The organism is Stutzerimonas chloritidismutans (assembly GCF_038562055.1).
In the GTDB taxonomy this organism is placed as follows: domain Bacteria; phylum Pseudomonadota; class Gammaproteobacteria; order Pseudomonadales; family Pseudomonadaceae; genus Stutzerimonas; species Stutzerimonas chloritidismutans_A.
Window position 1 is genome coordinate 76,019 of sequence record NZ_JBCFXD010000001.1, and the last position, 21,509, is coordinate 97,527.

Below are 21,509 nucleotides of genomic sequence, written 5' to 3' on the forward strand. Positions count from 1 at the left end.
CGCCATTAAAACGCTGGGGCATTCGCACCAAATTGGTTCGCTATGAATGTTGTGGCTTTACGATGCACCAATCGGGGGCGTCAGCGGCCGATAGCCGAGCCGCATGGACCGGTTCATTTATCGCCTTACCACCCCGCGGGCCCGTCCAGCGCACCGCCATGGCGCGGGAGGCATGACAATTGCTCGACGTCAGTCATCAACATGCTGGCTTGTGACTCATGACTGCCCTTACTCCGCTGTTCACGCCTCATTGGAATGCCGAGCTCGAGCTGGCCTACGCCCGCTTCGATGGCTCTACACGTCCGGTGTTGCGCCGCCACAGCGGGCCGCTGCGGGTGCAGAAGCATCTCTACCCCGAAGGGCCGGAGGTCTGTCAGCACATCATCGTGCACCCGCCAGGCGGCATTGCCGGCGGCGATCGCTTGGACATCAGCGCCGCTGTAGGCAGCGGCGCCTGGGCACAGCTGACCAGCCCTGGCGCGGCGAAGTGGTATCGCGCTGGCGGCCCGGCCTTCCAGAACCTGCACTTGCGCGTCGAGGCTGGCGCCACGCTGGAATGGCTTCCGCAGGAAACCATCGTCTATTCAGCGGCGCAGGCCGAGCTCAGCACCACCATCGAACTGGAGGGTGACGCCAGCCTGTTCTACTGGGACATCATTGCACTGGGCCGACCGGCCAGTGGCGAGCGCTTCGATGCGGGCCACTTCCAGGCACAGCTGAACATCCGCCGCGACGGTGAACTGCTCTGGCACGAACGCCAGCGAGTGGTGGGCAACGACGGCTTGCTGGACTCGCCGATCGGTCTCGACGGCCAACCCGTGTTCGCCACCTTTATCGTCAGCGGAGTGATCGATCCCGAGTTGCTCGAGCGCTGCCGTGAATTGCCCAGCCGCGTGCGTGGCGATCTGACGCAACTGCCCGGCCTGGTGGTAGCGCGCTGCCTCTGCGACGAAGCGCTGCATGCGCGCGCCTGGTTGATTGATTTGTGGCGATTACTGCGCCCCGAACGGCTGGGCCGCGAGGCGGTAGCGCCACGAATCTGGAGTACGTGAATGATCGGTGGGCAAGGCTTCGCCGTTGCCCACCCTACCCCGGCGCGCCTGCGTGCGCGCTGCTCTGAATAACGCTGCGTGGTTTGCCGCCACGAGCCGGTGGATGTGAACAGTGACATCCCCCCCACGACTGGAGCTGTTATGGATTTGTCGCCAAGAGAAAAAGACAAGATGTTGATCTTCACCGCCGGGCTGGTAGCTGAGCGCCGTCTCGCCCGCGGGTTGAAGCTCAACTACCCGGAAGCCATGGCCTACATCTCCGCCGCCCTGCTCGAAGGGGCACGCGACGGTCAAACGGTCGCCGAGCTGATGCACTTCGGCACCACGCTGCTCACTCGCGAGCAGGTAATGGAAGGCGTGCCGGAGATGATTCCGGAGATCCAGGTCGAAGCGACCTTTCCGGACGGCACCAAGCTGGTCACGGTGCACCAACCTATTCCCTGAAACGCGGGTCAATGTCTACTGCAGCCGAATTGAACCGTTACTGAAGGAACTCAACGTGCAGATACGTGACGCCCTGGACGCCGACCTCGCAGGCATCCTAGAGATCTACAACGACGCGGTGCAGAACAGCACGGCGATCTGGAACGACAAGGTCGTCGACCTCGACAACCGCCGCGCCTGGCTGGCCGAGCGCCACGAACAGGGCTACCCGGTGCTGGTCGCGCTTGACGATCAAGGACAAGTGGCCGGCTATGCCTCCTTCGGCCCTTGGCGCCCCCACGACGGCTTCCGCCACACCGTGGAAAATTCCGTCTACGTACGCCCCGGCCAACGCGGTGGCGGCGTCGGCCGCAGCCTGATGCAGGCGCTGATCAAGCGCGCCCGCGAGATGCACAAGCACGTGATGATCGCGGCCATCGAGAGCGAGAACCGCGCGTCCATCCACATGCACCAGCAGCTTGGCTTCATCCATGCGGCGCAGATGCGCCAGGTGGGTTGCAAGTTTGGCCGCTGGCTGGACCTGACCATGATGCAACTGACCCTGAACAGGACGCCCCACCCATGATCCCCGGCGAATTCCAGATTCAGGACGGCGAGATCGAGCTCAACGCCGGTCGCCGTACCCTGACGCTAACGGTGGCCAACAGCGGCGACCGGCCAATACAGGTCGGCTCGCACTACCACTTCTTCGAAACCAACGATGCGCTGGCTTTCGACCGCGACGCCGCCCGCGGCATGCGCCTGAACATCCCCGCCGGCACCGCGGTGCGCTTCGAGCCGGGACAGAGCCGCGAGGTGGAACTGGTCGAGCTGGCCGGTGAGCGGCGGGTGTTCGGCTTCGCCGGGCGGGTGATGGGCGCGCTCTGATTACAGATTCGCAGGGTGGATGGCCACCCCGTGGAAAACGCCGAAGGCTTTTCCACCACCCAGATTGCTGGTGGACAAGCTTCGCGTTGTCCACCCTACGGACAGGATGAGATTCAATGAAGATTTCCCGCCAAGCCTACGCCGACATGTTCGGCCCCACCGTCGGCGACAAGGTGCGCCTGGCCGACACCGAGCTGTGGATCGAGGTCGAAAAGGACTTCACCACCTATGGCGAGGAAGTGAAATTCGGCGGCGGCAAGGTGATCCGTGACGGCATGGGCCAGGGTCAGCTCTGTGCCGCCGACGTGGTCGACACCCTGATCACCAATGCGCTGATCCTCGACCACTGGGGCATCGTCAAGGCCGACGTGGGCCTGAAGGACGGCCGCATCGCTGCCATCGGCAAGGCCGGCAACCCGGACATTCAGCCGGACGTGACCATCGCCATCGGCGCCGCGACGGAGGTGATCGCCGGTGAAGGCATGATCCTCACCGCCGGCGGCATCGACTCGCACATCCACTTCATCTGCCCGCAGCAGATCGAAGAGGCGCTGATGAGCGGCGTCACCACCATGATCGGCGGCGGTACGGGCCCCGCTACCGGCACCAATGCCACCACGGTGACGCCCGGCCCCTGGCACATGGCGATGATGCTCAACGCCGCCGACGCCTTCCCGATGAACATCGGCTTCACCGGCAAGGGCAACGCCTCGCTGCCCGAACCGCTGATCGAGCAGGTCAAGGCCGGCGCCATCGGCCTCAAGCTGCACGAGGACTGGGGCACCACCCCGGCGGCCATCGACAACTGCCTGAGCGTCGCCGACCAATACGACGTGCAGGTGGCAATCCACACCGACACACTGAACGAATCCGGCTTCGTCGAGACCACGCTCGGCGCCTTCAAGGGCCGCACCATCCACACCTATCACACCGAAGGCGCCGGCGGCGGCCACGCGCCGGACATCATCAAGGCCTGCGGTTTTCCCAACGTGCTGCCCAGCTCGACCAACCCGACCCGGCCGTTCACCAAGAACACCATCGACGAGCACCTGGACATGCTCATGGTCTGCCACCACCTCGACCCGAGCATCGCCGAGGATGTGGCCTTTGCCGAGAGCCGCATACGACGCGAAACCATTGCCGCCGAAGACATCCTTCACGACCTCGGCGCGTTCTCGATGATCAGCTCCGACAGCCAGGCCATGGGCCGTGTCGGTGAGGTGATCACCCGCACCTGGCAGACCGCCGACAAGATGAAGAAGCAGCGCGGCGCCCTGCCCGGCGACGGCGCGGGCAACGACAACTTTCGCGCCAAACGCTACATCGCCAAGTACACCATCAACCCGGCGATCACCCACGGCGTCAGTCACGAAGTGGGTTCCATCGAAGTGGGCAAGTGGGCCGACCTGGTGCTCTGGCGCCCGGCGTTCTTCGGCGTCAAGCCAACCCTGATCCTCAAGGGCGGTGCGATTGCCGCAAGCCTGATGGGCGACGCCAACGCCTCGATTCCGACCCCGCAGCCGGTGCACTACCGTCCCATGTTCGCCAGCTACGGCGGTTCGCTGCATGCGTCGAGCTTTACCTTCATCAGCCAGGCCGCCTTCGAGGCCGGCGTGCCCGAGCAGTTGGGGCTGAAGAAGAAGATAGGCGTGGTGAAAGGCTGCCGCTCGGTGCAGAAGAAAGACCTGATCCACAACGACTACACACCGGACATCCAGGTCGACCCGCAGAACTATCAGGTGCGCGCCGATGGCCAGCTGCTCTGGTGCGAGCCGGCCGAGGTGCTGCCGATGGCGCAGCGGTACTTCCTGTTCTGATCGTTTCGATTGATGAAAAGGGTGGCTATTGACCGCCCTTTTTTGTGCAGCTAAGTCTTGGCATGCGCACGAAGCGTGCACACAGGTGAGCTGATTGAAGCCGCCCCACTGACGAAAAACACATCGAACGACCACGACCTGACCTAGCCGGGTTGCGAGTTGGCCTGTTCATCGGACAAAGCCTGCGGGCGCACGGCCGGGCGTCCCCCTCACGGAAACCCGCACGACCAAATCCGGATTTATGTATACAAAACCAAACCAGTTTTAATTTTGATTCTAGGCTGTACTTCAGGCCCTAGACCTTTTCAGGATGGTGTGAAGGCCTCAACTAGCGGACTCTGCGGTACTCGGAACAAGAACTGCATACAAAAACCGACAACAGTCATGCACAGAGCAGCCTCTCATGAATCACGACGACTTCCAGATCAAACAGATCGACCCGACCCTGTATAACGAAGACCTCGCCCCCCTTGCGCCTGCCAAGCGAAAGTGGGGCTGGTTCGAGATCTTCAACGTCTGGTCCAACGATATTCAGAGTCTGTTCGGCTACACCCTGGCCGCGACGCTCTTCATCAGCTATGGCCTGAATGGCTGGGCGGTTCTGGCCGGGATCGTGCTGGCGGGGTTCATCGTCATGGGCCTGGTGCAGCTGACCGGCAAGCCCAGCGTCAAGTACGGCATCCCCTTCCCGGTCATGGCACGGGCCAGCATGGGCGTGCGCGGCGCGAACTTCCCGGCGGTGGTGCGCGGCATCGTCGCGATTTTCTGGTACGGCGTGCAAACCTACTTCGCTTCGACTGCGGTGGCGCTGCTGATCCGCACGCTCGCAGGGCCTGGTTCTGAGACTACCCTGCTGGGGCTGACCACCATCGACTGGATCGCCTACGTGATCGTCTGTGTATTCCAGGTTGCATTGTTCGTGAGAGGCGTGGACTGGGTAACACGCTTTCTCAACTGGGCCGGCCCGCTGGTCTACCTGGTGATGATCGCGATGATGATCGCCATCTGCTACGAGGCTGGCCCCAGCCTCGCTGGCGCGCTGGGAACGATCTTCAGCGGCACTGGCAGCTATGCTGGCGGGCCGATTGCTGCCTTCGCTGCGGTGGTCGGCACCATGGTCGCCTACTTCGCGGCGGTCGTGATCAACTACGGCGACTTTGCGCGATTCGTGAAGAATGAGCGGCAGATGCGTATCGGCAACTTTCTCGGCCTGCCGGTGAGCCTGGCGATCTTCTCGCTGATCGCACTGGTCATCACCGCCGGAACCGTGGTGGTGTTTGGCGAAACATTGACCAACCCCACCGACATCGTGGCACGCATCGACAATGTCGGCCTGACGCTGATCGCGGCAGTCACTTTCTTCGCCGCCACAGTGGGCATCAACCTGGTCGCCAACTTCATCCCGCCAGCCTATGACATCGCCAACCTGGCACCTTCGCGAATCAGCGCCCGCACCGGCGGCTACATCACCGCGGCGATCGCCTTCTTCATCGGCGCGCTCTGGGTATCGTTCATCAGTGCAGTGGGGATTGCCGCATTCGTCGACACCCTGGGCGCTGTGCTCGCGCCGCTGTACGGGATCATCGTCGCCGATTACTACCTGGTGCGCCGTCAGCAACTCGACGTGCAACAACTGTTCAGCGCAGCGCCCAACTCGACCTACTACTTCAACGCCGGGTGGAATCGCAAGGCGATCATCGCCTTTGGCATCAGCTCGGTGTTCTCGGTAGCGTCGGTCTGGATGCCCGGATTGGAAAGCCTGTCCGGCTTCGCCTGGTTGCTGGGTGCGCTGTTTGGCGCGGTGGTGCATTACCTGCTGATGCGCAAACACATCGTACCGGTGGGCGCGACGCGTCCCCTGACGAATCGCGCCTGACCCTCACCGAGCCGAGCCGAGCCGAGCCGGCTAGCTGTCGGCTCAACTCAGCACGCCGAACGACCCGTGACGCGTGATAAGGTGGCCGGCCATCATCACCTGCAGTTACCACACGCATGGACCGATCGATAACGGCCGATATCTCGGCAATCAGCCGCATCAACGCCGTGCCAGCGATCCTCCAGGTGATCTCCGAGACCACCGGGCTACGATTCGCCGCCGTTGCGCGCGTGACTGAAAATTCCTGGACAGCCTGCGCCGTGCTCGACCGGATCAACTTCGGTCTACAGGTCGGCAGCGAGCTGGACGTGGCGACGACGCTGTGTCACGAAATCCGTGCTTCTCACGAAACCATCATCATCAGCAAGGTGAGTGAGGACGGGCGTTATTGCAACCATCACACGCCCAAGATGTATGGCTTCGAGAGCTACATTTCGACCCCGGTGTTTCGCACCGATGGCAGTTTTTTCGGCACTGTCTGTGCGCTCGATCCGTTGCCGGCCAACCTATCGAAACTGCCGATCCAGACGATGATGGAGTCTTTCGCCAAGCTGCTGGCCATCCAGCTGGAGGCCGAAGAGCAGTTCGAAGCAACGGAGGCGGCTCTGCTCGATGCGCAGCAGACCGCTGAACTGCGCGAGCAATTCATCGCCCTGCTTGGGCACGACTTGCGCAACCCGCTTTCGTCGATCCTGTCAGGCGCCCAACTATTACTGAGGCGTTCGAAGGATGCGTCGATCACCGGCATTGCCGAACATATGCTCACGGCAACCCGCCGCGCGTCACGCCTGGTAGATGCCGTACTGGACTTCGCCCGCGGTCGCCTGGGCAATGGCATCCCGTTGCAACGTACTCAATGCCACGACCTGCACCACGCCCTGACACATATCGTTTCGGAGATGCAGAGCGCCTATCCGCAACGAGCAATCGAAGCTGACATCGCCCCACTTGGCGTGATCCATTGCGATGCTGACCGCCTCGCGCAGCTGCTTTCCAACCTGCTTGCCAATGCGCTGGTCCATGGCGCGGCAGGCCGCGTGCTCGTCCGCGCAGTCTGTGAGAATGGGCGGCTGTTGCTGTCGGTGAACAATCAGGGTGAGCCGATATCCCCGGATCGCCTGGCGCAGCTGTTCAAGCCTTATTGGAGAGAGGCGTCGAACACACGGTCCGGACTGGGGCTGGGCCTCTACATCGCCAACGAGATAGCCGCATCGCATGGGGGCAGCATGCAGGTGACGTCCACCGCCGAGGCAGGCACCACCTTTACCTTCAGCATGCCAATGGATGCCTGAATCGTTTAAGCGTGTTCGGCTTTCATCACGTCGTAAGCGCCAAGGTAGGCACCGGCCAGCTGGCTTTTCTGCTGATCGCTGAGAAGCTTGCCGGCCATCTGGAAGAACTTGTGCTCTTCTTCCTGCAGGTGATGGTGGACCTTGTCCGACAGCTTGCGGGCCTGTGCGAGCCAGCTCGGGCTGCTGGGGTCGGTTTCTTCAAGGGCCTCGACCATCTCGTCCATCTCGTGGTGTTCAGCAATGGCATGGCGGGACAGGTCGACGCCATCGTCGTCACGCATCAGCGGAATATAGAAGTGCCGCTCTTCGGCGACCGAGTGCACCCAGAGCTCATGCTTGAGTTGGGCGAACAGCTCCTGGCGCTCGGCGGAGTCGCCGCTTGTCTGAGTCAGACGCTCGGACAGGTTTCGCTGGATATCGTGACTCAGCCGCAGCGCTTCAAAAATTGTCATGGGGCATTCCTCTTCCCTGAACGGGTGTGGGTGGCCCGATCTATGACCTGCGCACGCGCGGTGAGTGCGATCAACCGCATGATTTATCGCCTTAACGAAGTTGGCTGTCCTTGCTGCCGCGGCGGTTGTAGCCGCTGAACTTAGCTTCCTGCTTGTCCAACTCGGTCTGGCACTTCACACATAAACGCACGCCCGGCACGGCCTGGCGCCTGGCCTCGGGAATCTTGGCGTCACACTCCTCGCACCGCTCCAGGCTTTCACCTCGACCGAGACGGCTGCGAGCCCGCTGCACCGCATCTTCAATGGTGCTGTCGATCTGTTCCTGAACCGCACCTTCATTTGCCCAACCCGTCGCCATCGTGACCTCCCAGCATCAGGGCTCAACCGTATATTCGTTTGGAACAGCTGCCGCGAATACCGTTCAGTCGCGCAAGGGTGCGGTAGTCCGATGACATCCGTCGACGCCACAGCGCCGCCCGTCGATCCGCTGGCGCCAGATCGACGAACGGACCTCGGCCGCGCATTGCATTGTCTATCCTTCCAGCCGATTGAGCGGCACAAGCCCAATCCAGACGCTCTGCGTCGAGGCGTTGCCTGAAAGGGCGTCTCGACATCGTCTGTCAACACTCCCAGGGAAGCGGTGATGCATACGAAGATTCTGCCGGCGCTGTTGATTGGCCTGAGCGGATGCGCCAGCCAGCCGGAAGTGCTTGAGCGCGAAGTCGGCCAATTCGACCTGCGACTCGGCACGGCCGCCACCCGTAGCATGGCCCAAGGGCTGGTGAACCCGACGGCCGCCAGCACCTTCCGCGGTGGCCTGGACCTGACTCACGACAGTGGCCTGTATGTCGGCCAATGGGCGCCCAGCATGGGCATCCTCGAAGGCAACCAGCTGGAGCTGGACAGCTACATCGGTTATGTCCAACCCCGCTTCGACCAGGCGCCAGGCTACGAACTGGGCGTGATCCGCTACAGCTTCCCCGAGCAGGACGGAGCAGATCGTCACGAAGTCTACGCAGGCTTCAATTTGGCTGGCAGTCGGCTGGGTGGCGCACTGAGCAGTCGGCCGGGGCGCACCGACAGCACACTGTTACTGGAGCTTGGCGCCCTCAGCCCGCTCGATCTGGACCTGCGCCTGAAATATGCCAGCCACTCGATGGACAGCCCGATGTACCACCCCGGCGGCAGTGTTGAAGTCTTCAACGACTGGTCGCTGAACCTGTCTAGGCCCTGGCTGGGCGTCCGCCTGGACCTGTCGTACACCGACTCGAGCCTTCGCGGCCGCGAGTGCAGCGTCTACTCAGGTCAGAACACCTATTGCGAGAGCTACTTCATGTTCAAGGCCGAGCGCTCGCTGTTCTAGGCGATGATCACGCACCTTGCTTGAAGCGCATCCGCGCGTGCCAGACTGCGACAAGAAAGGCCGCGGCCGCAAAACCATAGAGCAGGCCTAGATTGCCGTCCTGATACAGCCAAGAGCCGAGCACCGGTCCCGTGGCCATGCCCATGAAGCGAAAGAAGTTGTAGCTGCCCACGGCGGTGGCACGGTTGTGCGGGTACAGGTCCATCAGCAGGCTGGTCTGTACCGGCAATGACAGGCCAAGAAAAAGCCCGAACGCGCTGACGGCCACCACCAGCGCGGCCAGTGACCACCGCGCAACCACGAGAAACAGCAGCAGACTGAGGGCATTGAGCGCTGCCGTCGTCACCAGCACCGGGCGGGGCCGCCAGCGCGCCAACAGTCGCCCACCGGCGAAGCTGCCAATCACAACAGCGATGGACAGTGGCAGAAACACCAAGCCCTTTTCGCTGGCAGTCAGCCCATAGCTGGCATCTAGCACGCGTGGCATGAAAACCAAGTAGTTGTAGAACGCGTAGTACTGCACAAAGCTCAGCAGCATGATCGCCAGCCCCTGGCGGTTGCGCACCACATCCAGGTACTCCCTCGGGTGAAAGGCGCGAGGCGCACCCCCGGTCGGACGGGTTTCCTGCAGCCAGATCGCATTGCTCAGCAACGCAACGCCACCGACCACGGCGAGCAACAGAAACACGTAGTGGAAATCGAGGTGCTCGCCGATGAAGCCTCCCACCACCGGGCCGACCACCGGCCCCAGCGCCACCATCATCTGGAACGAGCCCATCGCCCGCCCACGCTCGACACCCTCGAACCGATCCCCGATCACGGTCACCGCCACCACCGCACCGGCTGCGATACCTACCGCCTGCAGCGCCCGAAACAGCAGCAGCGTCTCGATGTTGGGCGACAGAAAACAACCGATGGACGCGCCGAAGTAGCACGCAAGTCCCAGCAACAGGGTGCGCCTGCGGCCGCTTCGATCCACCAGCGGGCCGTAGACGATCTGCATGAACGCCAGCACGAAGGTGAAGATCGAGATGCTGAGGTTGATCAGCAGCGGCGTCGTCTGCAGCGCCTCGCCCAGCTCCGGCAAAATCGGTGCGTAGACCGTCTGCGTGAAGGGCCCCAGAAAGGCAGCGAACGCCACCATGAAGGTCAGCAGGCGCGGGCTCATCGGTTCTCCGCTAGCTCATAGACAGATGCCCGGCGGCGCCTGCCGCCGGGCGCAACCGGTCACTCCTTGACCTGCATGTATTCCTCGGCCCAGACCATGTATTCCTCGGCGGTCGAGTATTTGACCGATAGCTGCGAGGCGTTGAGATCGGACGCATCGATCTGACGCTGCTCGCGCAGGCAGTCATAGGTCGCCTTGATCGCCGCGAAATAGGCCGCGTGGCCATTGACCACGATGCGCACGCCAAGCGCAGCCAGACGGCTGTTGTCGCGCAACTTGGGATTGCCATAGGTCACCAACATCAACGGTACGCTGAGTTTTTCCGCGACCTGCTCCAGCTGCTCGAAATCCTCGATGCCGACCAGGCAGATCGCATCGGCGCCTGCTGCCTCATAGGCCTGCACGCGCGCGATGACCTCTTCCAGGCCGATCACACCGGCGTTGGTCCGCGCAATGATGGCGAGTTCGGGATCGATACGCGCCTCAAGCGCCGCACGAATCTTGCCGACCGCTTCGAACATGCCGATCAGGTCGGTGGACTTGCGCCCGAATTTGGCAGGCAACAGCGTGTCTTCGATGGTCAGCGCGGCGATTCCGGCGCGCTCCAGCTCCACCACCGTGCGCATCACGTTGAGGGCGTTGCCGTAGCCATGGTCAGCATCCGCGATGATCGGCAGGCGCGATACTCGCCCGATGCGAGTCGCCTGCTCGACGAACTCGCTGAGGGTGATCAGCGCAAAGTCGGGCGCGGCCAAGACCTGTAGCGAGGCGACCGAGCCGCCAAGGATGCCGACTTCGAATTCAAGATCGGCGGCGATACGCGCCGACATCGGATCGAACACCGAGGCGGTGTGGTAGCAGCGATCGGAGGCCAGCAGCCGACGGAATTCGCTGCGCAGGGTGTGATGAGAGATACGTTGCATGTGGGTTCCTGATGAATCGCACGCAAGGGTCGAGTCGCCCTTGTCTGTTCAGTGTTGGTAACGGTACGGACGGCCAACGGCACGTCGGGGTGTTTCAGAGTGTTGGGCGCGGTCGCCGCCCTTGCACATACGCCATGACCAGCCCGCTGGCGATGATGATGCTCATGCCGAAGATGGCGCCGATATCCGGCGTGTGTCCAAAGGCAAACAGGCCCACCACGCCGGCAAAGATGATCTGCGAATAGGTGAACGGCGCCAGCGCCGCGGCACTGGCGAATCGAAACGCATTGGTCAGCAGCAGATGACCGCTCATGGCCATGGCGCCGAGCCCCGCCATCATCAGTGCGTCATGCAGTGTCGGGGTCTGCCAATTGAAAAAGACCAGCACGCTCATCACCAGGCTGCCGACCAGGCTGGTGATGAAGTTGCTGGTCACGGGATGATCCGTCGCGCTGAGTCGACGGGTGATCAACTGATAGACCGTGAAGCTCAGCGCCGCGCCGAGCGGCAGCAGGATCGCCGGAGTGAACAAGGCACCACCCGGCCGCACGATGATCATCACCCCGATCAGCCCGCAGCCGACCGCCAGCCACTGAGCCCGGCTGACCTGCTCACCGAGCAAGGCGGACGCGATGGTAACGAGCAAGGGGGTCAGAAAGATGACTGCGGTCGCTTCGGCCAACGGGATATAACTGATGCCACTGATGAAGAGCATGCTGACGCTGACCAGACTGAGGCCACGGCAGATCTGCAACTTCGGCCTCAGCGTGCGAAAGACGCGCCGCCCCATACGTGGCGTGAAGAGCACGAGCATCAGCGTCGTCTGCGCCATATAGCGCGCCCAGATAACCAGAAAGACGGGGTAGAGCTGCGTCAGGTACTTGGACAGCCCGTCATGGCTGGCGAGCGTCAGGCAAGAAACCAGAATCAGCGACACGCCAAGCAGGGGCCGGTGGGAGTTATTCAATGGGGGAAACCGCGACAATAGGTAGCAACCTAAGAATTATGCCTGCAAATCGGCAGTTCGTCAGCGATGGCATTGGCCGATCCGACCAGACGAAGCCGATGAACGCTCACCACGCCGGCTCACCTCATAAACTCGCAATCACTCTTGAGTCTGTATTGCGCTACGTCTGTCGGCACCCGATCCGCTCGCGCGGCAATCGCGTATGATCGCCGCCCCCAGGCGAGCCTTATGACTGGCCGCCTCCGTCCGAGTGTTGTTTTGATGTTCCAGTTACGAGCGATGCAGGTGCGCGATATACCTGCAGTGATGTCGATTCAGGAAGAATCCTATTCTGCTGAACTACTCGAGAGTCAGGCGGTGATCTGCAACCGTCTCGCCGCCAGCCCTCAGCTTGCTTGGGTGGCCGAGGATGACGAGGGCGTCTGTGCCTATCTATTTGCCTACCGCTCCCGTGTCGGCAAGGTGACTCCGCTGGACGGCGAGTTCCAGCCGCACGCCGAAGCGGATTGCCTGTATCTGCACGACCTCGCCGTGTCCCGACGCGCCAGCGGTCGCGGCATAGGCCCAGCACTGGTGCGCAAGAACCTGGAACAGGCGCGGACCCACCAGTTGCGCTATTCAGCGCTGGTGTCGGTACAGGAATCCGAAGCCTTCTGGTCTCGTCTTGGCTATGCCGCGCATACCGAGCTGGAACCGCCGCAAGCCAGCAACCTGGCCAGCTACCAAATACCGGCCGTCTACATGGTCCGCGCACTGCATTAGCGCGCGAATTTGGTGCCATTCCGATACGCACGCACCAAAACGGAACAACCTCAAGCCCCATTTTCAAGCACGAACCAGCCACAGCCAGCGGACCGCGTATGTTGCGCCGCGTTGGCAAGGGCCTTGCTCTGATGTGCGTCATTGCACAATCGGAACTGTTCGTCATGCTGGTCATCCACCATCGCACCGCCCCGCAGGTCGACGCTGACGCCGAGCTGGCGCTGACCTTCGAGGCGCGCAGCAAATCGCGTCTGCGTTGTTTCACCACCCTCGGCGAAGAGGTCGGCCTGTTTCTCGAGCGAGGCCAGCCCCCACTGCATGACGGCGAATGCCTGCGTGCCGAGGACGGCCGCATCGTCCGCGTGCGGGCCCGCGCCGAACAGCTCCTGCATGTAACCTGCAGCAGTGCATACGAGCTGACGCGCGCCGCCTATCACCTGGGCAATCGCCATGTGGCATTGCAAGTGGGCGACGGCTGGCTGCGGCTGCTGGATGATTACGTCTTGAAAGACATGCTGCTGCAGCTGGGCGCCAGCGTCGAAGCCGTCGAGGCGCCCTTCCAGCCCGAGCACGGCGCCTACGGTGGCGGCCATCACCACTCCCACGCAGGCGAAGCCGAGTTCAGCTACGCGCCACGTCTGCATCAGTTTGGTGTGCGCACGTGAATCCAGCCGCGTTCGCGCTGCTGCGGCTTGCCAGCCCACAGTTGCCGATCGGCGGATACAGCTATTCGCAGGGCCTGGAAATGGCGGTCGAATGCGAGCGCGTGCATGACGAGGCCAGCGCTCGCCGTTGGCTGGGCGACCAGCTGTTGCTGAATCTCGCGCGCTTCGAAGCGCCCTTGCTGCTGGCGCATTGTCAGGCCGCCGCTGCTGAGGAATGGGCATACCTCGAGCGACTTGCCGATCGCCATCGTGCCAGCCGCGAAACCCGCGAGCTGCGCCTGGAGAGCCGGCAGATGGGCTATTCACTGAAGCAGCTGCTGGACAACCTGCCCGAACTCGACGCCCCGGCCCGCGCCCTGTTTCAACGCGTCGATGAACCAGGCCTTGCTCTCGGTTGGGCCCTGGCTGCACGCGCCTGGGGCATCAGCTCAGAAGATGCATTGACCGCCTGGCTCTGGGGTTGGCTGGAAAACCAATTGGCCGTCCTGATGAAAACCCTGCCGCTTGGCCAGCAGGCGGCTCAAAGACTCACTTCGCAACTGCTGCCGACACTGCAACAGGCCCAGCGCGACGCAACCGTTATCGAGCCGGAACACTGGGGCAGCGCCGCCTTCGGCCTGGCTCTGGCGAGCATGGCGCACGAGCGTCAGTACAGCCGCCTGTTCCGCTCATGAGCACCGCTTTCACAAGAGGAAACAGACCATGAACACTCAACCCCTTCGCGTCGGCATCGGCGGCCCGGTCGGTTCCGGCAAGACCGCATTGACCCTCGCGCTCTGCCTGGCTCTACGCGAGCGCTACAACCTGGCCGTGGTCACGAACGACATCTACACCCAGGAAGATGCGCAATTTCTGGTGCGCAACGAGGCCCTGGCGCCCGAGCGCATCATTGGTGTCGAGACCGGCGGCTGCCCGCACACGGCCATCCGCGAGGACGCCTCGATCAACCTCGAGGCGGTCGAGCAGCTCAACCGCCGCTTCCCGGGGCTGGACCTGATCATCGTCGAATCCGGCGGCGACAACCTGTCAGCCACCTTCAGCCCGGAACTGTCGGACCTAACCATTTACGTGATCGACGTGTCGGCTGGCGACAAGCTGCCACGCAAGGGCGGGCCGGGTATCTGCAAGTCGGACTTGCTGGTGATCAACAAGGTCGACCTGGCGCTCATGGTCGGGGCCTCGCTGGAGGTCATGGACCGCGACACGCGCAAGATGCGCGGCGACAAGCCGTTCGTTTTCAGCAACCAGAAGGTCGGCCAGGGACTCGACGAAATCATCGCCTTTATCGAAAAACAGGGAATGCTCAGCGCCGCCTGACACCCGCCGGATCAATTCAAGGAGTTCTTATGAATCTGCGCAAACCACTGCTCGCCGTTGGCCTGCTGCTCAGCCCGGCGCTGGCCTTCGCCCATCCGGGACACGACCATGCCGGCGTACTGGCAGGCCTGACCCATCCCGTGTTCGGACTCGACCACCTACTGGCCATGCTTGCCGTCGGCCTTTGGGCCGCACAGCAGCAAGGCACTGCTCGCTGGGCGCTGCCGATGACCTTCGTTGCAACGATGCTGCTCGGTGGACTGGCCGGTTTCGGCGGGCTCCAGGTGCCGCTGATGGAAACCGGGATCGCCGGATCAGTGCTGGCCCTTGGCTTGCTGGTTGCCTTGGCGGTGCGTCCGCCTCTGATCGTCGCTGCTGCGCTGACCGCCCTGTTTGCCGCCAGCCACGGCGTCGCCCATGGCCTGGAACTGCCGGAGCTATCCAGCCCATGGGGTTATGCCGCCGGTTTCGTTGCTGCCACCGCAGCTCTGCATGCCGCCGGTTACGCGTTGGTGCGCGTTCTGCCGCAGGCGGCAGCGCCGCTGGTGCGTATCGCCGGTGCCGCCTCGGCGCTGACCGGTGCCTGGTTGCTGGCCAGCTGAGCGCCTCAGTGGTAGCGATGCCGCAGCGCGACGTTGAGCCGATCCACCACCTCGGCCCAGTCGGCGTCCTCTAGGATCTCCTCACGCAGGAACGCCGCTTGGGCCGGCGTCCAGAAGGTCGCATCCGCCAGATAGACGTCTTCGGCCAGGGGTGAATGGGTTTCGATGAAGTGCCTGATCGAGGCATCGTCGTTGGGCAGGCCCAATTGCTCGAACAGGTTGTGGAAGGCGTGGATCGACTGTTCCATGTGAACCTCCGGTGCTGAAACGGGAATGGACGCCTTGAGTATCGCCCATTCCCGAAAAAGCGCCGGTGATGCGTGCAGAATCAGCGGAACGGTGGCTCGTCGAAGCTGCGGAGCTTGCGTGAGTGCAGCGAGTTGAGCTGGTTACGTAGCAGGTCCAGAGCGGCAATGCCGATCTTCAGGTGCTGGGTCACAGCGCGCTCATAGAAGGCATTGGCCGATCCGGGCAGTTTGATCTCGCTGTGAAGCGGCTTGTCCGACACACAAAGCAACGTCCCGTAGGGCACCCGCAACCGATAGCCCTGGGCCGCAATGGTGCCGCTTTCCATGTCCACTGCCACGGCACGCGAGAGGTTGATCAGCGGCCTCTCCTGAGCCCAGCGCAATTCCCAGTTGCGGTCGTCGTAGGTCAGCACGGTACCGGTGCGCAGCCGCCGCTTGAGCGCTTCGCCTTTTTCCCCGGTGACCTGCGCCGCCGCTTCCTGCAGCGCCTGCTGCACTTCGGCCAGCGCCGGCAGCGGAATGTGCGGCGGCAGCACGCGGTCCAGAATGCCGTCGCGGCGCATGTAGGCATGGGCCAGCACGTAGTCACCGATGGACTGCGACTGCCGCAGCCCGCCGCAGTGGCCGATCATCAGCCAGCAATGCGGGCGCAGCACGGCGAGGTGATCGGTGATGTTCTTGGCGTTCGACGGACCGACGCCGATATTGACCAGGGTGACGCCGTCGCCATCTTTGGCCTGCAGGTGATAGGCCGGCATCTGGTAACGGTGCCAGAGCACGCCGCCGATGATCGACTGGGCCTCGCCCTCATCCATGCCGCGCTCGATGATGATGTTGCCCGGCAGCACCATGCGCACGAAGCGGGTGTCATCACGCAGCATGTCGAGACCGTGGCGGATGAACTGGTCGACATAGCGGTGGTAGTTGGTCAGCAGGATCCACGGCTGTACATGGCGCCAGTCGCTGCCGGTGTAGTGCACCAGCCGGCGCAGCGAGAAATCCACCCGCGCACCGTCGAACAGCGCCAGCGGATAAGGGTCCGCATGCTCCCAATCATAGAGGCCGTCGGCGATGTCATCGGTGGCGGCGGACAGGTCGGTGCTGGGGAACACGCGAGCCAGCTCTGCTGCGGTCACTCCGGTTCCAGCCAGTTCGTCGCCCTGTTCAATCACATATGGGTAAGGAATGTAGCGCTCGCTGATGCCCACCTCGACCGTTACACCAAAATCCTTGATCAGCGGTCGCAACTGGTCGAGCAGGTAGCTGCGAAAGGCCGCCGGATGGGTCACGGTCACGCTGTAGACACCAGGCGCCTGCACCTTGGCATAAGCTCGGGTAGACGCCGGCACTTCGCCGTGGCATTCGTACGTCAGCCGTAGTTCGGGATAGCGGAACAGCGCACGCTCGGCCGCACTGGGCTCTTCGCGCGTGGTGACATAGCGTTTGAGCGCCTGATTCAGAGCGCGGGTAGCCTGCTGATGCAGCTCGGCAAGCTGGTCCACGGCCGCTTCAGCGCTGGTGGCAATGCGAAAAGTCTCGCCTGCTGGATTCATGGTGAATTTCCTTGTGTAGTCATTAAAAACATCTTGCCTGCTGTTCGATGACAGCGGTAGCACCGGATTGCGGCGGTCATCGATGCAATGTGCCCGCCAGCGCCTCCAGCCGCGCTTTCAAAACCGCCAGGCTGGGCGCCGCGGTCAGGCTCAGACGCAGCGCGTTGGGTGGACCATGGCCCACCGCGAATACATCTGCGGGAGCCGCCTCGATCCCCGCTTCGCGGCACAGCGCTGGCAGATCTTTATCCTTCGCCAGTTCAAACCACAGATGCGGCGAGGCATTTGACGAAGCAGACCCAAGCAGTTTCTGCGCCAGTCGCCAGCGCCGTGTCACCTGTTCACGCTGCCAGGCCAGGCGGCGCGCCGCAGTGCCGTCCTCCAGCCACTCGCAACCAATCCGCAAGCAGAGAGTCGACAAGGCCCAGCTGGTTGCCTGTCGTTCCGGGTCGATACGCGAACGCCACGCGTCCGGTCCGGCGATGAACCCCAGGCGCAAGCCAGGTGCGACCGTCTTCGACAAGCTGCTGATCAGCAGTGTGCTATCGGGCAGTGTCGCAGCGAGCGGCGGCTCGTCGCCGAGTGCGCCGTAAATGTCGTCCTCGATGATCAACAAGCCCCGTCGTCGCGCCACGGCGGCGATGGCTTCGCGGCGCTGCGCATCCATGCTGACGGCGGTCGGGTTCTGCATGCAGGGTGTCAGGACGGCCACGCGTGCCGAGGTAGCGCGTGCCAAGCGATCGAGATCGTCCGGCAGGATGCCGAATTCATCCATCGCCACCCCGTGCAGCAGCAAACGCAATTGGCGGCCAGCGGCCTTTATGCCTGGCGAGGTCAGCGCTTCGACCAACACCGGCTCGCCCGGCTCGCACAAGCCTATCAGCGCGGCGAAAACGCCTTGCTGCGCTCCGGCACAGAGCAACACCTGCTGCGGCGGGATCTCAAGCGCTCGGGCACGCAACCAGCCACTCACCGCCAACTGGCCACGTTGCAGGCTGCGCGCTGACGGGTATCCCTGCAGGCTCGCCAAATCTCCGGTCGCACACAGCGCCGCCAAACTGCGCTGTATGTCGACATCGTCCGGGTCGAGTACCGGCAGATTGGTCGACAGATCGACCAGTTCAGGATGGGCCTCAGGTGTTTTCAGCCGGAACAGACTGGCCTCGCGACTGCTGGCCAGCACATAGGTACCGCGCCCGACCTCGCCACCAACCAAGTGCCGGCGCGCCGCCTCGCGATACGCCTGCATCGCGGTACTGGGATTGAGGCCGAGCGCCCAGGCGAGGCGCCGCTGCGGTGGCAGGCGATCGCCAGGCTTGAGCTCACCCGTTGCAATGGCGGCTGCGATGGCGTCGACCAGTGCCAAGTAGCGTGGCTGACTATCAAATTCGAGTTTGGGTAACCACATTGCTTGCCATGCAATATAACGATTTACCCATACAATGCCCGCCGCCTAGGATCGACGTCAAACCCGCTGAGGAGCTTTCGATGTTCGACCTATACCAACTGCGCCAGGCAGCCAAATTGATCCACCAGAGCGTACCGCCGACTCCGCAATACGCATGGCCGCTGTTGGCCAAGCGGCTTGGCTGCGAGGTTTGGGTCAAACACGAGAACCACACACCAGCCGGCGCCTTCAAGGTGCGTGGCGGTCTGCTCTACGTGGACGAGTTGATCAAGCGGGAGCCGCGCCTACCGGGCCTCATCACCGCGACTCGTGGCAATCACGGTATCAGCCTGGCCATGGCGGCAGGCAAGGCCGGCTTGCCACTGCAGATTCTGGTGCCCGAAGGCAACTCATCAGAAAAGAACGCCGCCATGCGCGCCTCTGGTGCCGAGGTCATCGAATACGGCCGCGACTTCGATACCGCTCGTTTGCGGGCAGCGGAACTGGCCGAAGCCAATGGCTGGCATTTTGTTCCGTCCCTGCATCCGGGCCTGATCAGGGGCGTCGCCACCTATGCGTTGGAACTGCTCGAAGCAGTGCCGAAGCTGCGCCGCGTTTACGTACCCATCGGGCTTGGCTCAGGCATCTGCGGGATGATCCGGACCCGCGACCTGCTGGGCCTGGACACGGAGATCATCGGGGTGGTGTCAAGCGCGGCCGATGCCTACGCGCAGAGCTTCGAGCAGGGTCGCCTCGTCACCACCGACACGGCGAACACATTCGCTGACGGCATGGCCTGCCGAATGCCCGCGCCTGAAGCGCTCGAGGTTATCCGGGGAGGTGCGGCGCGCATCGCACGCGTCGATGACGTCGAAATACGACACGCCATTCGCGCATTGCACGAGGATACCCACAATCTCGCTGAGGGCGCGGGCGCCGCCGCGCTGGCTGCGGCGATGCAGGAGCGTGAAAACAATCATGGCGAACGGATCGCTGTGGTACTCAGCGGCGCCAATATTGATCGGCAGGAGTTGGCCGAATCATTGACGCTCTAGCGGCCCGCTCAGCGAGTCAAACTTCCGACTGACCAGCCGCCTGCCGAATAGCAGCAAGAGTCCGCTCGGGCGACGGAAGAAGCTTCTCACCCCCCTGCCGCAGCGGTAGCCTGAGCTACCTACCCTGCCCTCACGGCTTTGGCCCCTCCAGCTAATGGTCCACACCAAACTGGCGGTTCCAAGCCGTCTATGTCCGCACTAAAAAACCGACGAACGGCCAACATGCAGGCCCTTTAATTGCTTGAGCCTAATAAGCGGCGGTTTACCGTCGCAGAAAAGTTCTGTGCAAATTAAGCGTCAAATTATCTACGCCAAAAAATGGTTGACAAGCGGCTCTGTCATCTGGAATGGCAGTGTGCCATCATCTATTTGACCGCGTGATGAGCTAGAAAAGGCCGGCAGCCACAGCATGCGCATGGGCGTAATGACCGCAACACAGGCTTGGCCGCAAACCCAATTGAACATGCATTTACATCTGGAGCTTCGGAATGGGCATTTCGAGCGACATTCTCGGCCTTTTTAGAAAGATCGATGCCAACCCTGACCAATACCAAGAAGTTTCGCGCGTAGGGCGAGACCAAGGCTCAGTGGGTCACTGGCCAGCCTTGGCGGCAAGCGCTGCATCCGGCCCGCAATCGTACTCACCAAGCACAGAATCCCTCGTTCGACCGGCCATGATGACACCGCTCGCGCCCACCATGCCCCCTAATCCCGCCCCATCTGAGACAGCCGCCGCGCGTCCTGCTCAAAGCAAAACCGGGCAAACCGACTGGCCTGCCGAGAGCCTGCAGGATCTGCTGGCCCAACTGAAACAGGCAGAGAGCGAAGCGGTCGCCAACGCAACGGCGAACACATCGCCAAAACGGCTTGTGGAGCCGGCCGCGCCGGATTTGGGCAAGGTTAATGTGATCACCGTCATGTCGAGCAAAGGCGGCGTCGGAAAAAGCACAATCGCCGCTAATCTCGCAGCAGGCTTGACCCAGCTGGGCCGATCAGTGCTGGTCGTAGACCTTGACCCACAAAACGCGCTGATTCATCACCTTCAGCCTCAAAGTCCACGCCCCGTAGAAGACGCTGCTAGTGGCATCGCCAATGCGAGCGAGAGCGCTTCGGACTGGCGGTCACTATGTGTTGCCACTGCAGCCGGCCCGGCTCTGCTGCCGCACGGCCTGATAGAAGAAAACGAACGTCAAGCGTTTGAGCAGCACCTGGACAGCGACCGGTATTGGCTGGGGCGTCACCTTGAAGCAATGGGGCTTGCCGATGGCGCGGTCGTCATTCTTGACACCCCGCCTGGCCCCTCACCTTATCTGCGACAGGCGTTGGCGATCACTCATCAGGCCATCGTCGTAAGCCTTCCCGATGCAGCCTCCTATACTGCATTGCCCCTGGCCGAGAAGCTGATTCGCAGCTATGTCGGTGAGCGCGACGACTTTAAGGGCTGTCGCTATGTCATCAATCAAGTCGATCGTTCCCGTCAGCTCAATCGCGATGTCAGTCTGATCATGCAGCAAACCCTGGGCGAACGGCTGGTCGGCATGATCCACCGCGACCAATCCGTATCCGATGCGCTGGCCTACAACCGCACCGCCGTTGAACAGGAAGCCCACGGTCAAGGTTTTCAGGATCTGGTTCGGTTCGCCGAGACGCTCATGGGCCAACTGCCCTGCGCTTCAGAAGGCAGTGCCACCCTGTGAGC

Annotated in this window: 23 protein-coding genes and 1 pseudogene; 16 read left to right on the forward strand and 8 right to left on the reverse strand. The window is 62.6% G+C overall.

Annotated features, from left to right (window positions below; all coding sequences use genetic code 11):
- The first annotated feature begins 218 nt into the window (after positions 1-218).
- The 7 genes from AAGW23_RS00385 to AAGW23_RS00415 all read left to right on the forward strand — a co-directional run bounded on the left by AAGW23_RS00385 (position 219) and on the right by AAGW23_RS00415 (position 7,348).
- Positions 219-1,052, forward strand: a complete 834-nt coding sequence (locus tag AAGW23_RS00385) for an urease accessory protein UreD (protein ID WP_342404352.1) — start codon at positions 219-221, stop codon at positions 1,050-1,052.
- A gap of 141 nt (positions 1,053-1,193) precedes the next feature.
- A complete protein-coding gene (locus AAGW23_RS00390) occupies positions 1,194-1,496 on the forward strand; it encodes an urease subunit gamma (RefSeq protein ID WP_342404353.1) in 303 nt (100 codons plus the stop codon).
- 55 nt (positions 1,497-1,551) lie between these two features.
- A complete protein-coding gene (locus AAGW23_RS00395; RefSeq protein ID WP_342404354.1) occupies positions 1,552-2,061 on the forward strand; it encodes an N-acetyltransferase family protein in 510 nt (169 codons plus the stop codon).
- Complete coding sequence (locus AAGW23_RS00400; protein WP_342404355.1) at positions 2,058-2,363, forward strand: urease subunit beta; 306 nt, start codon at positions 2,058-2,060, stop codon at positions 2,361-2,363. The genes AAGW23_RS00395 and AAGW23_RS00400 overlap by 4 nt, the downstream gene beginning before the upstream one ends.
- A 116-nt stretch (positions 2,364-2,479) precedes the next feature.
- Positions 2,480-4,180, forward strand: coding sequence for an urease subunit alpha (gene ureC, locus AAGW23_RS00405; protein WP_342404356.1), 1,701 nt, complete (start codon positions 2,480-2,482; stop codon positions 4,178-4,180).
- A gap of 403 nt (positions 4,181-4,583) precedes the next feature.
- Positions 4,584-6,056 carry an NCS1 family nucleobase:cation symporter-1 gene (locus AAGW23_RS00410; protein ID WP_342404357.1) on the forward strand — a complete coding sequence of 491 codons (1,473 nt, stop codon included), beginning with the start codon at positions 4,584-4,586 and terminating at the stop codon, positions 6,054-6,056.
- Positions 6,057-6,172: 116 nt separating this feature from the next.
- Positions 6,173-7,348, forward strand: a complete 1,176-nt coding sequence (locus AAGW23_RS00415; RefSeq protein ID WP_342404358.1) for a GAF domain-containing sensor histidine kinase — start codon at positions 6,173-6,175, stop codon at positions 7,346-7,348.
- A gap of 5 nt (positions 7,349-7,353) precedes the next feature.
- Here the strand turns inward: AAGW23_RS00415 and AAGW23_RS00420 are convergent, their stop codons facing one another.
- Positions 7,354-7,800, reverse strand: a complete 447-nt coding sequence (locus AAGW23_RS00420) for a hemerythrin domain-containing protein (protein ID WP_342404360.1) — start codon at positions 7,798-7,800, stop codon at positions 7,354-7,356.
- Positions 7,801-7,891: 91 nt separating this feature from the next.
- Positions 7,892-8,158 (reverse strand): DksA/TraR family C4-type zinc finger protein, encoded by a 267-nt coding sequence (locus tag AAGW23_RS00425; protein ID WP_102837439.1) that lies wholly within the window; start codon positions 8,156-8,158, stop codon positions 7,892-7,894.
- Positions 8,159-8,443: 285 nt separating this feature from the next.
- On the opposite strand from AAGW23_RS00425, the gene AAGW23_RS00430 reads away from it, so the two are divergent.
- Positions 8,444-9,163, forward strand: a complete 720-nt coding sequence (locus AAGW23_RS00430) for a TorF family putative porin (protein ID WP_342404361.1) — start codon at positions 8,444-8,446, stop codon at positions 9,161-9,163.
- Between the two features lie 7 nt (positions 9,164-9,170).
- On the opposite strand, the gene AAGW23_RS00435 is transcribed toward AAGW23_RS00430, so the two are convergent.
- From AAGW23_RS00435 to AAGW23_RS00445, 3 genes are all read right to left on the reverse strand, one after another.
- Entirely contained in the window at positions 9,171-10,331 is a 1,161-nt protein-coding gene (locus AAGW23_RS00435) for an MFS transporter (protein WP_342404362.1), read from the reverse strand.
- A 59-nt stretch (positions 10,332-10,390) separates the two neighbouring features.
- Positions 10,391-11,254, reverse strand: a complete 864-nt coding sequence (locus AAGW23_RS00440) for an isocitrate lyase/PEP mutase family protein (protein WP_102837442.1) — start codon at positions 11,252-11,254, stop codon at positions 10,391-10,393.
- A gap of 94 nt (positions 11,255-11,348) precedes the next feature.
- Complete coding sequence (locus tag AAGW23_RS00445) at positions 11,349-12,221, reverse strand: DMT family transporter (RefSeq protein WP_342404363.1); 873 nt, start codon at positions 12,219-12,221, stop codon at positions 11,349-11,351.
- Positions 12,222-12,500: 279 nt separating this feature from the next.
- On the opposite strand from AAGW23_RS00445, the gene AAGW23_RS00450 reads away from it, so the two are divergent.
- The 5 genes from AAGW23_RS00450 (at position 12,501) to AAGW23_RS00470 (ending at position 15,567) form a co-directional block, all read left to right on the forward strand.
- A complete protein-coding gene (locus AAGW23_RS00450; RefSeq protein ID WP_342404927.1) occupies positions 12,501-12,983 on the forward strand; it encodes a GNAT family N-acetyltransferase in 483 nt (160 codons plus the stop codon).
- Between the two features lie 164 nt (positions 12,984-13,147).
- Entirely contained in the window at positions 13,148-13,648 is a 501-nt protein-coding gene (ureE, locus tag AAGW23_RS00455; RefSeq protein ID WP_342404928.1) for an urease accessory protein UreE, read from the forward strand.
- Positions 13,645-14,322: an urease accessory protein UreF gene (locus AAGW23_RS00460; RefSeq protein WP_342404364.1), complete on the forward strand. Its 678-nt coding sequence runs from the start codon at positions 13,645-13,647 to the stop codon at positions 14,320-14,322. The genes ureE and AAGW23_RS00460 overlap by 4 nt, the downstream gene beginning before the upstream one ends.
- A 28-nt stretch (positions 14,323-14,350) precedes the next feature.
- The gene (ureG, locus tag AAGW23_RS00465; RefSeq protein ID WP_342404365.1) at positions 14,351-14,965 is read left to right on the forward strand and encodes an urease accessory protein UreG; all 615 of its coding nucleotides are present in this window, start codon (positions 14,351-14,353) and stop codon (positions 14,963-14,965) included.
- Between the two features lie 29 nt (positions 14,966-14,994).
- Positions 14,995-15,567, forward strand: a complete 573-nt coding sequence (locus AAGW23_RS00470) for a HupE/UreJ family protein (RefSeq protein ID WP_342404367.1) — start codon at positions 14,995-14,997, stop codon at positions 15,565-15,567.
- A gap of 5 nt (positions 15,568-15,572) precedes the next feature.
- On the opposite strand, the gene AAGW23_RS00475 is transcribed toward AAGW23_RS00470, so the two are convergent.
- The 3 genes from AAGW23_RS00475 to AAGW23_RS00485 all read right to left on the reverse strand — a co-directional run bounded on the left by AAGW23_RS00475 (position 15,573) and on the right by AAGW23_RS00485 (position 18,776).
- Entirely contained in the window at positions 15,573-15,815 is a 243-nt protein-coding gene (locus AAGW23_RS00475) for a DUF2789 domain-containing protein (protein ID WP_342404368.1), read from the reverse strand.
- Positions 15,816-15,895: 80 nt separating this feature from the next.
- Positions 15,896-17,368, reverse strand: coding sequence for an AMP nucleosidase (amn, locus tag AAGW23_RS00480; RefSeq protein WP_200639827.1), 1,473 nt, complete (start codon positions 17,366-17,368; stop codon positions 15,896-15,898).
- 76 nt (positions 17,369-17,444) lie between these two features.
- Positions 17,445-18,776, reverse strand: a complete 1,332-nt coding sequence (locus AAGW23_RS00485) for a PLP-dependent aminotransferase family protein (RefSeq protein ID WP_342404369.1) — start codon at positions 18,774-18,776, stop codon at positions 17,445-17,447.
- A gap of 80 nt (positions 18,777-18,856) precedes the next feature.
- On the opposite strand from AAGW23_RS00485, the gene AAGW23_RS00490 reads away from it, so the two are divergent.
- From AAGW23_RS00490 to bcsQ, 3 genes and pseudogenes are all read left to right on the forward strand, one after another.
- Positions 18,857-19,810, forward strand: a complete 954-nt coding sequence (locus tag AAGW23_RS00490) for a threonine dehydratase (protein ID WP_342404370.1) — start codon at positions 18,857-18,859, stop codon at positions 19,808-19,810.
- Between the two features lie 488 nt (positions 19,811-20,298).
- Positions 20,299-20,409: pseudogene (gene bcsR / locus AAGW23_RS22025) on the forward strand (BcsR/BcsP family cellulose biosynthesis protein); the annotation flags it as partial.
- A gap of 75 nt (positions 20,410-20,484) precedes the next feature.
- Complete coding sequence (bcsQ, locus tag AAGW23_RS00495) at positions 20,485-21,507, forward strand: cellulose biosynthesis protein BcsQ (RefSeq protein WP_342404371.1); 1,023 nt, start codon at positions 20,485-20,487, stop codon at positions 21,505-21,507.
- The last annotated feature ends 2 nt before the right edge of the window (positions 21,508-21,509 follow it).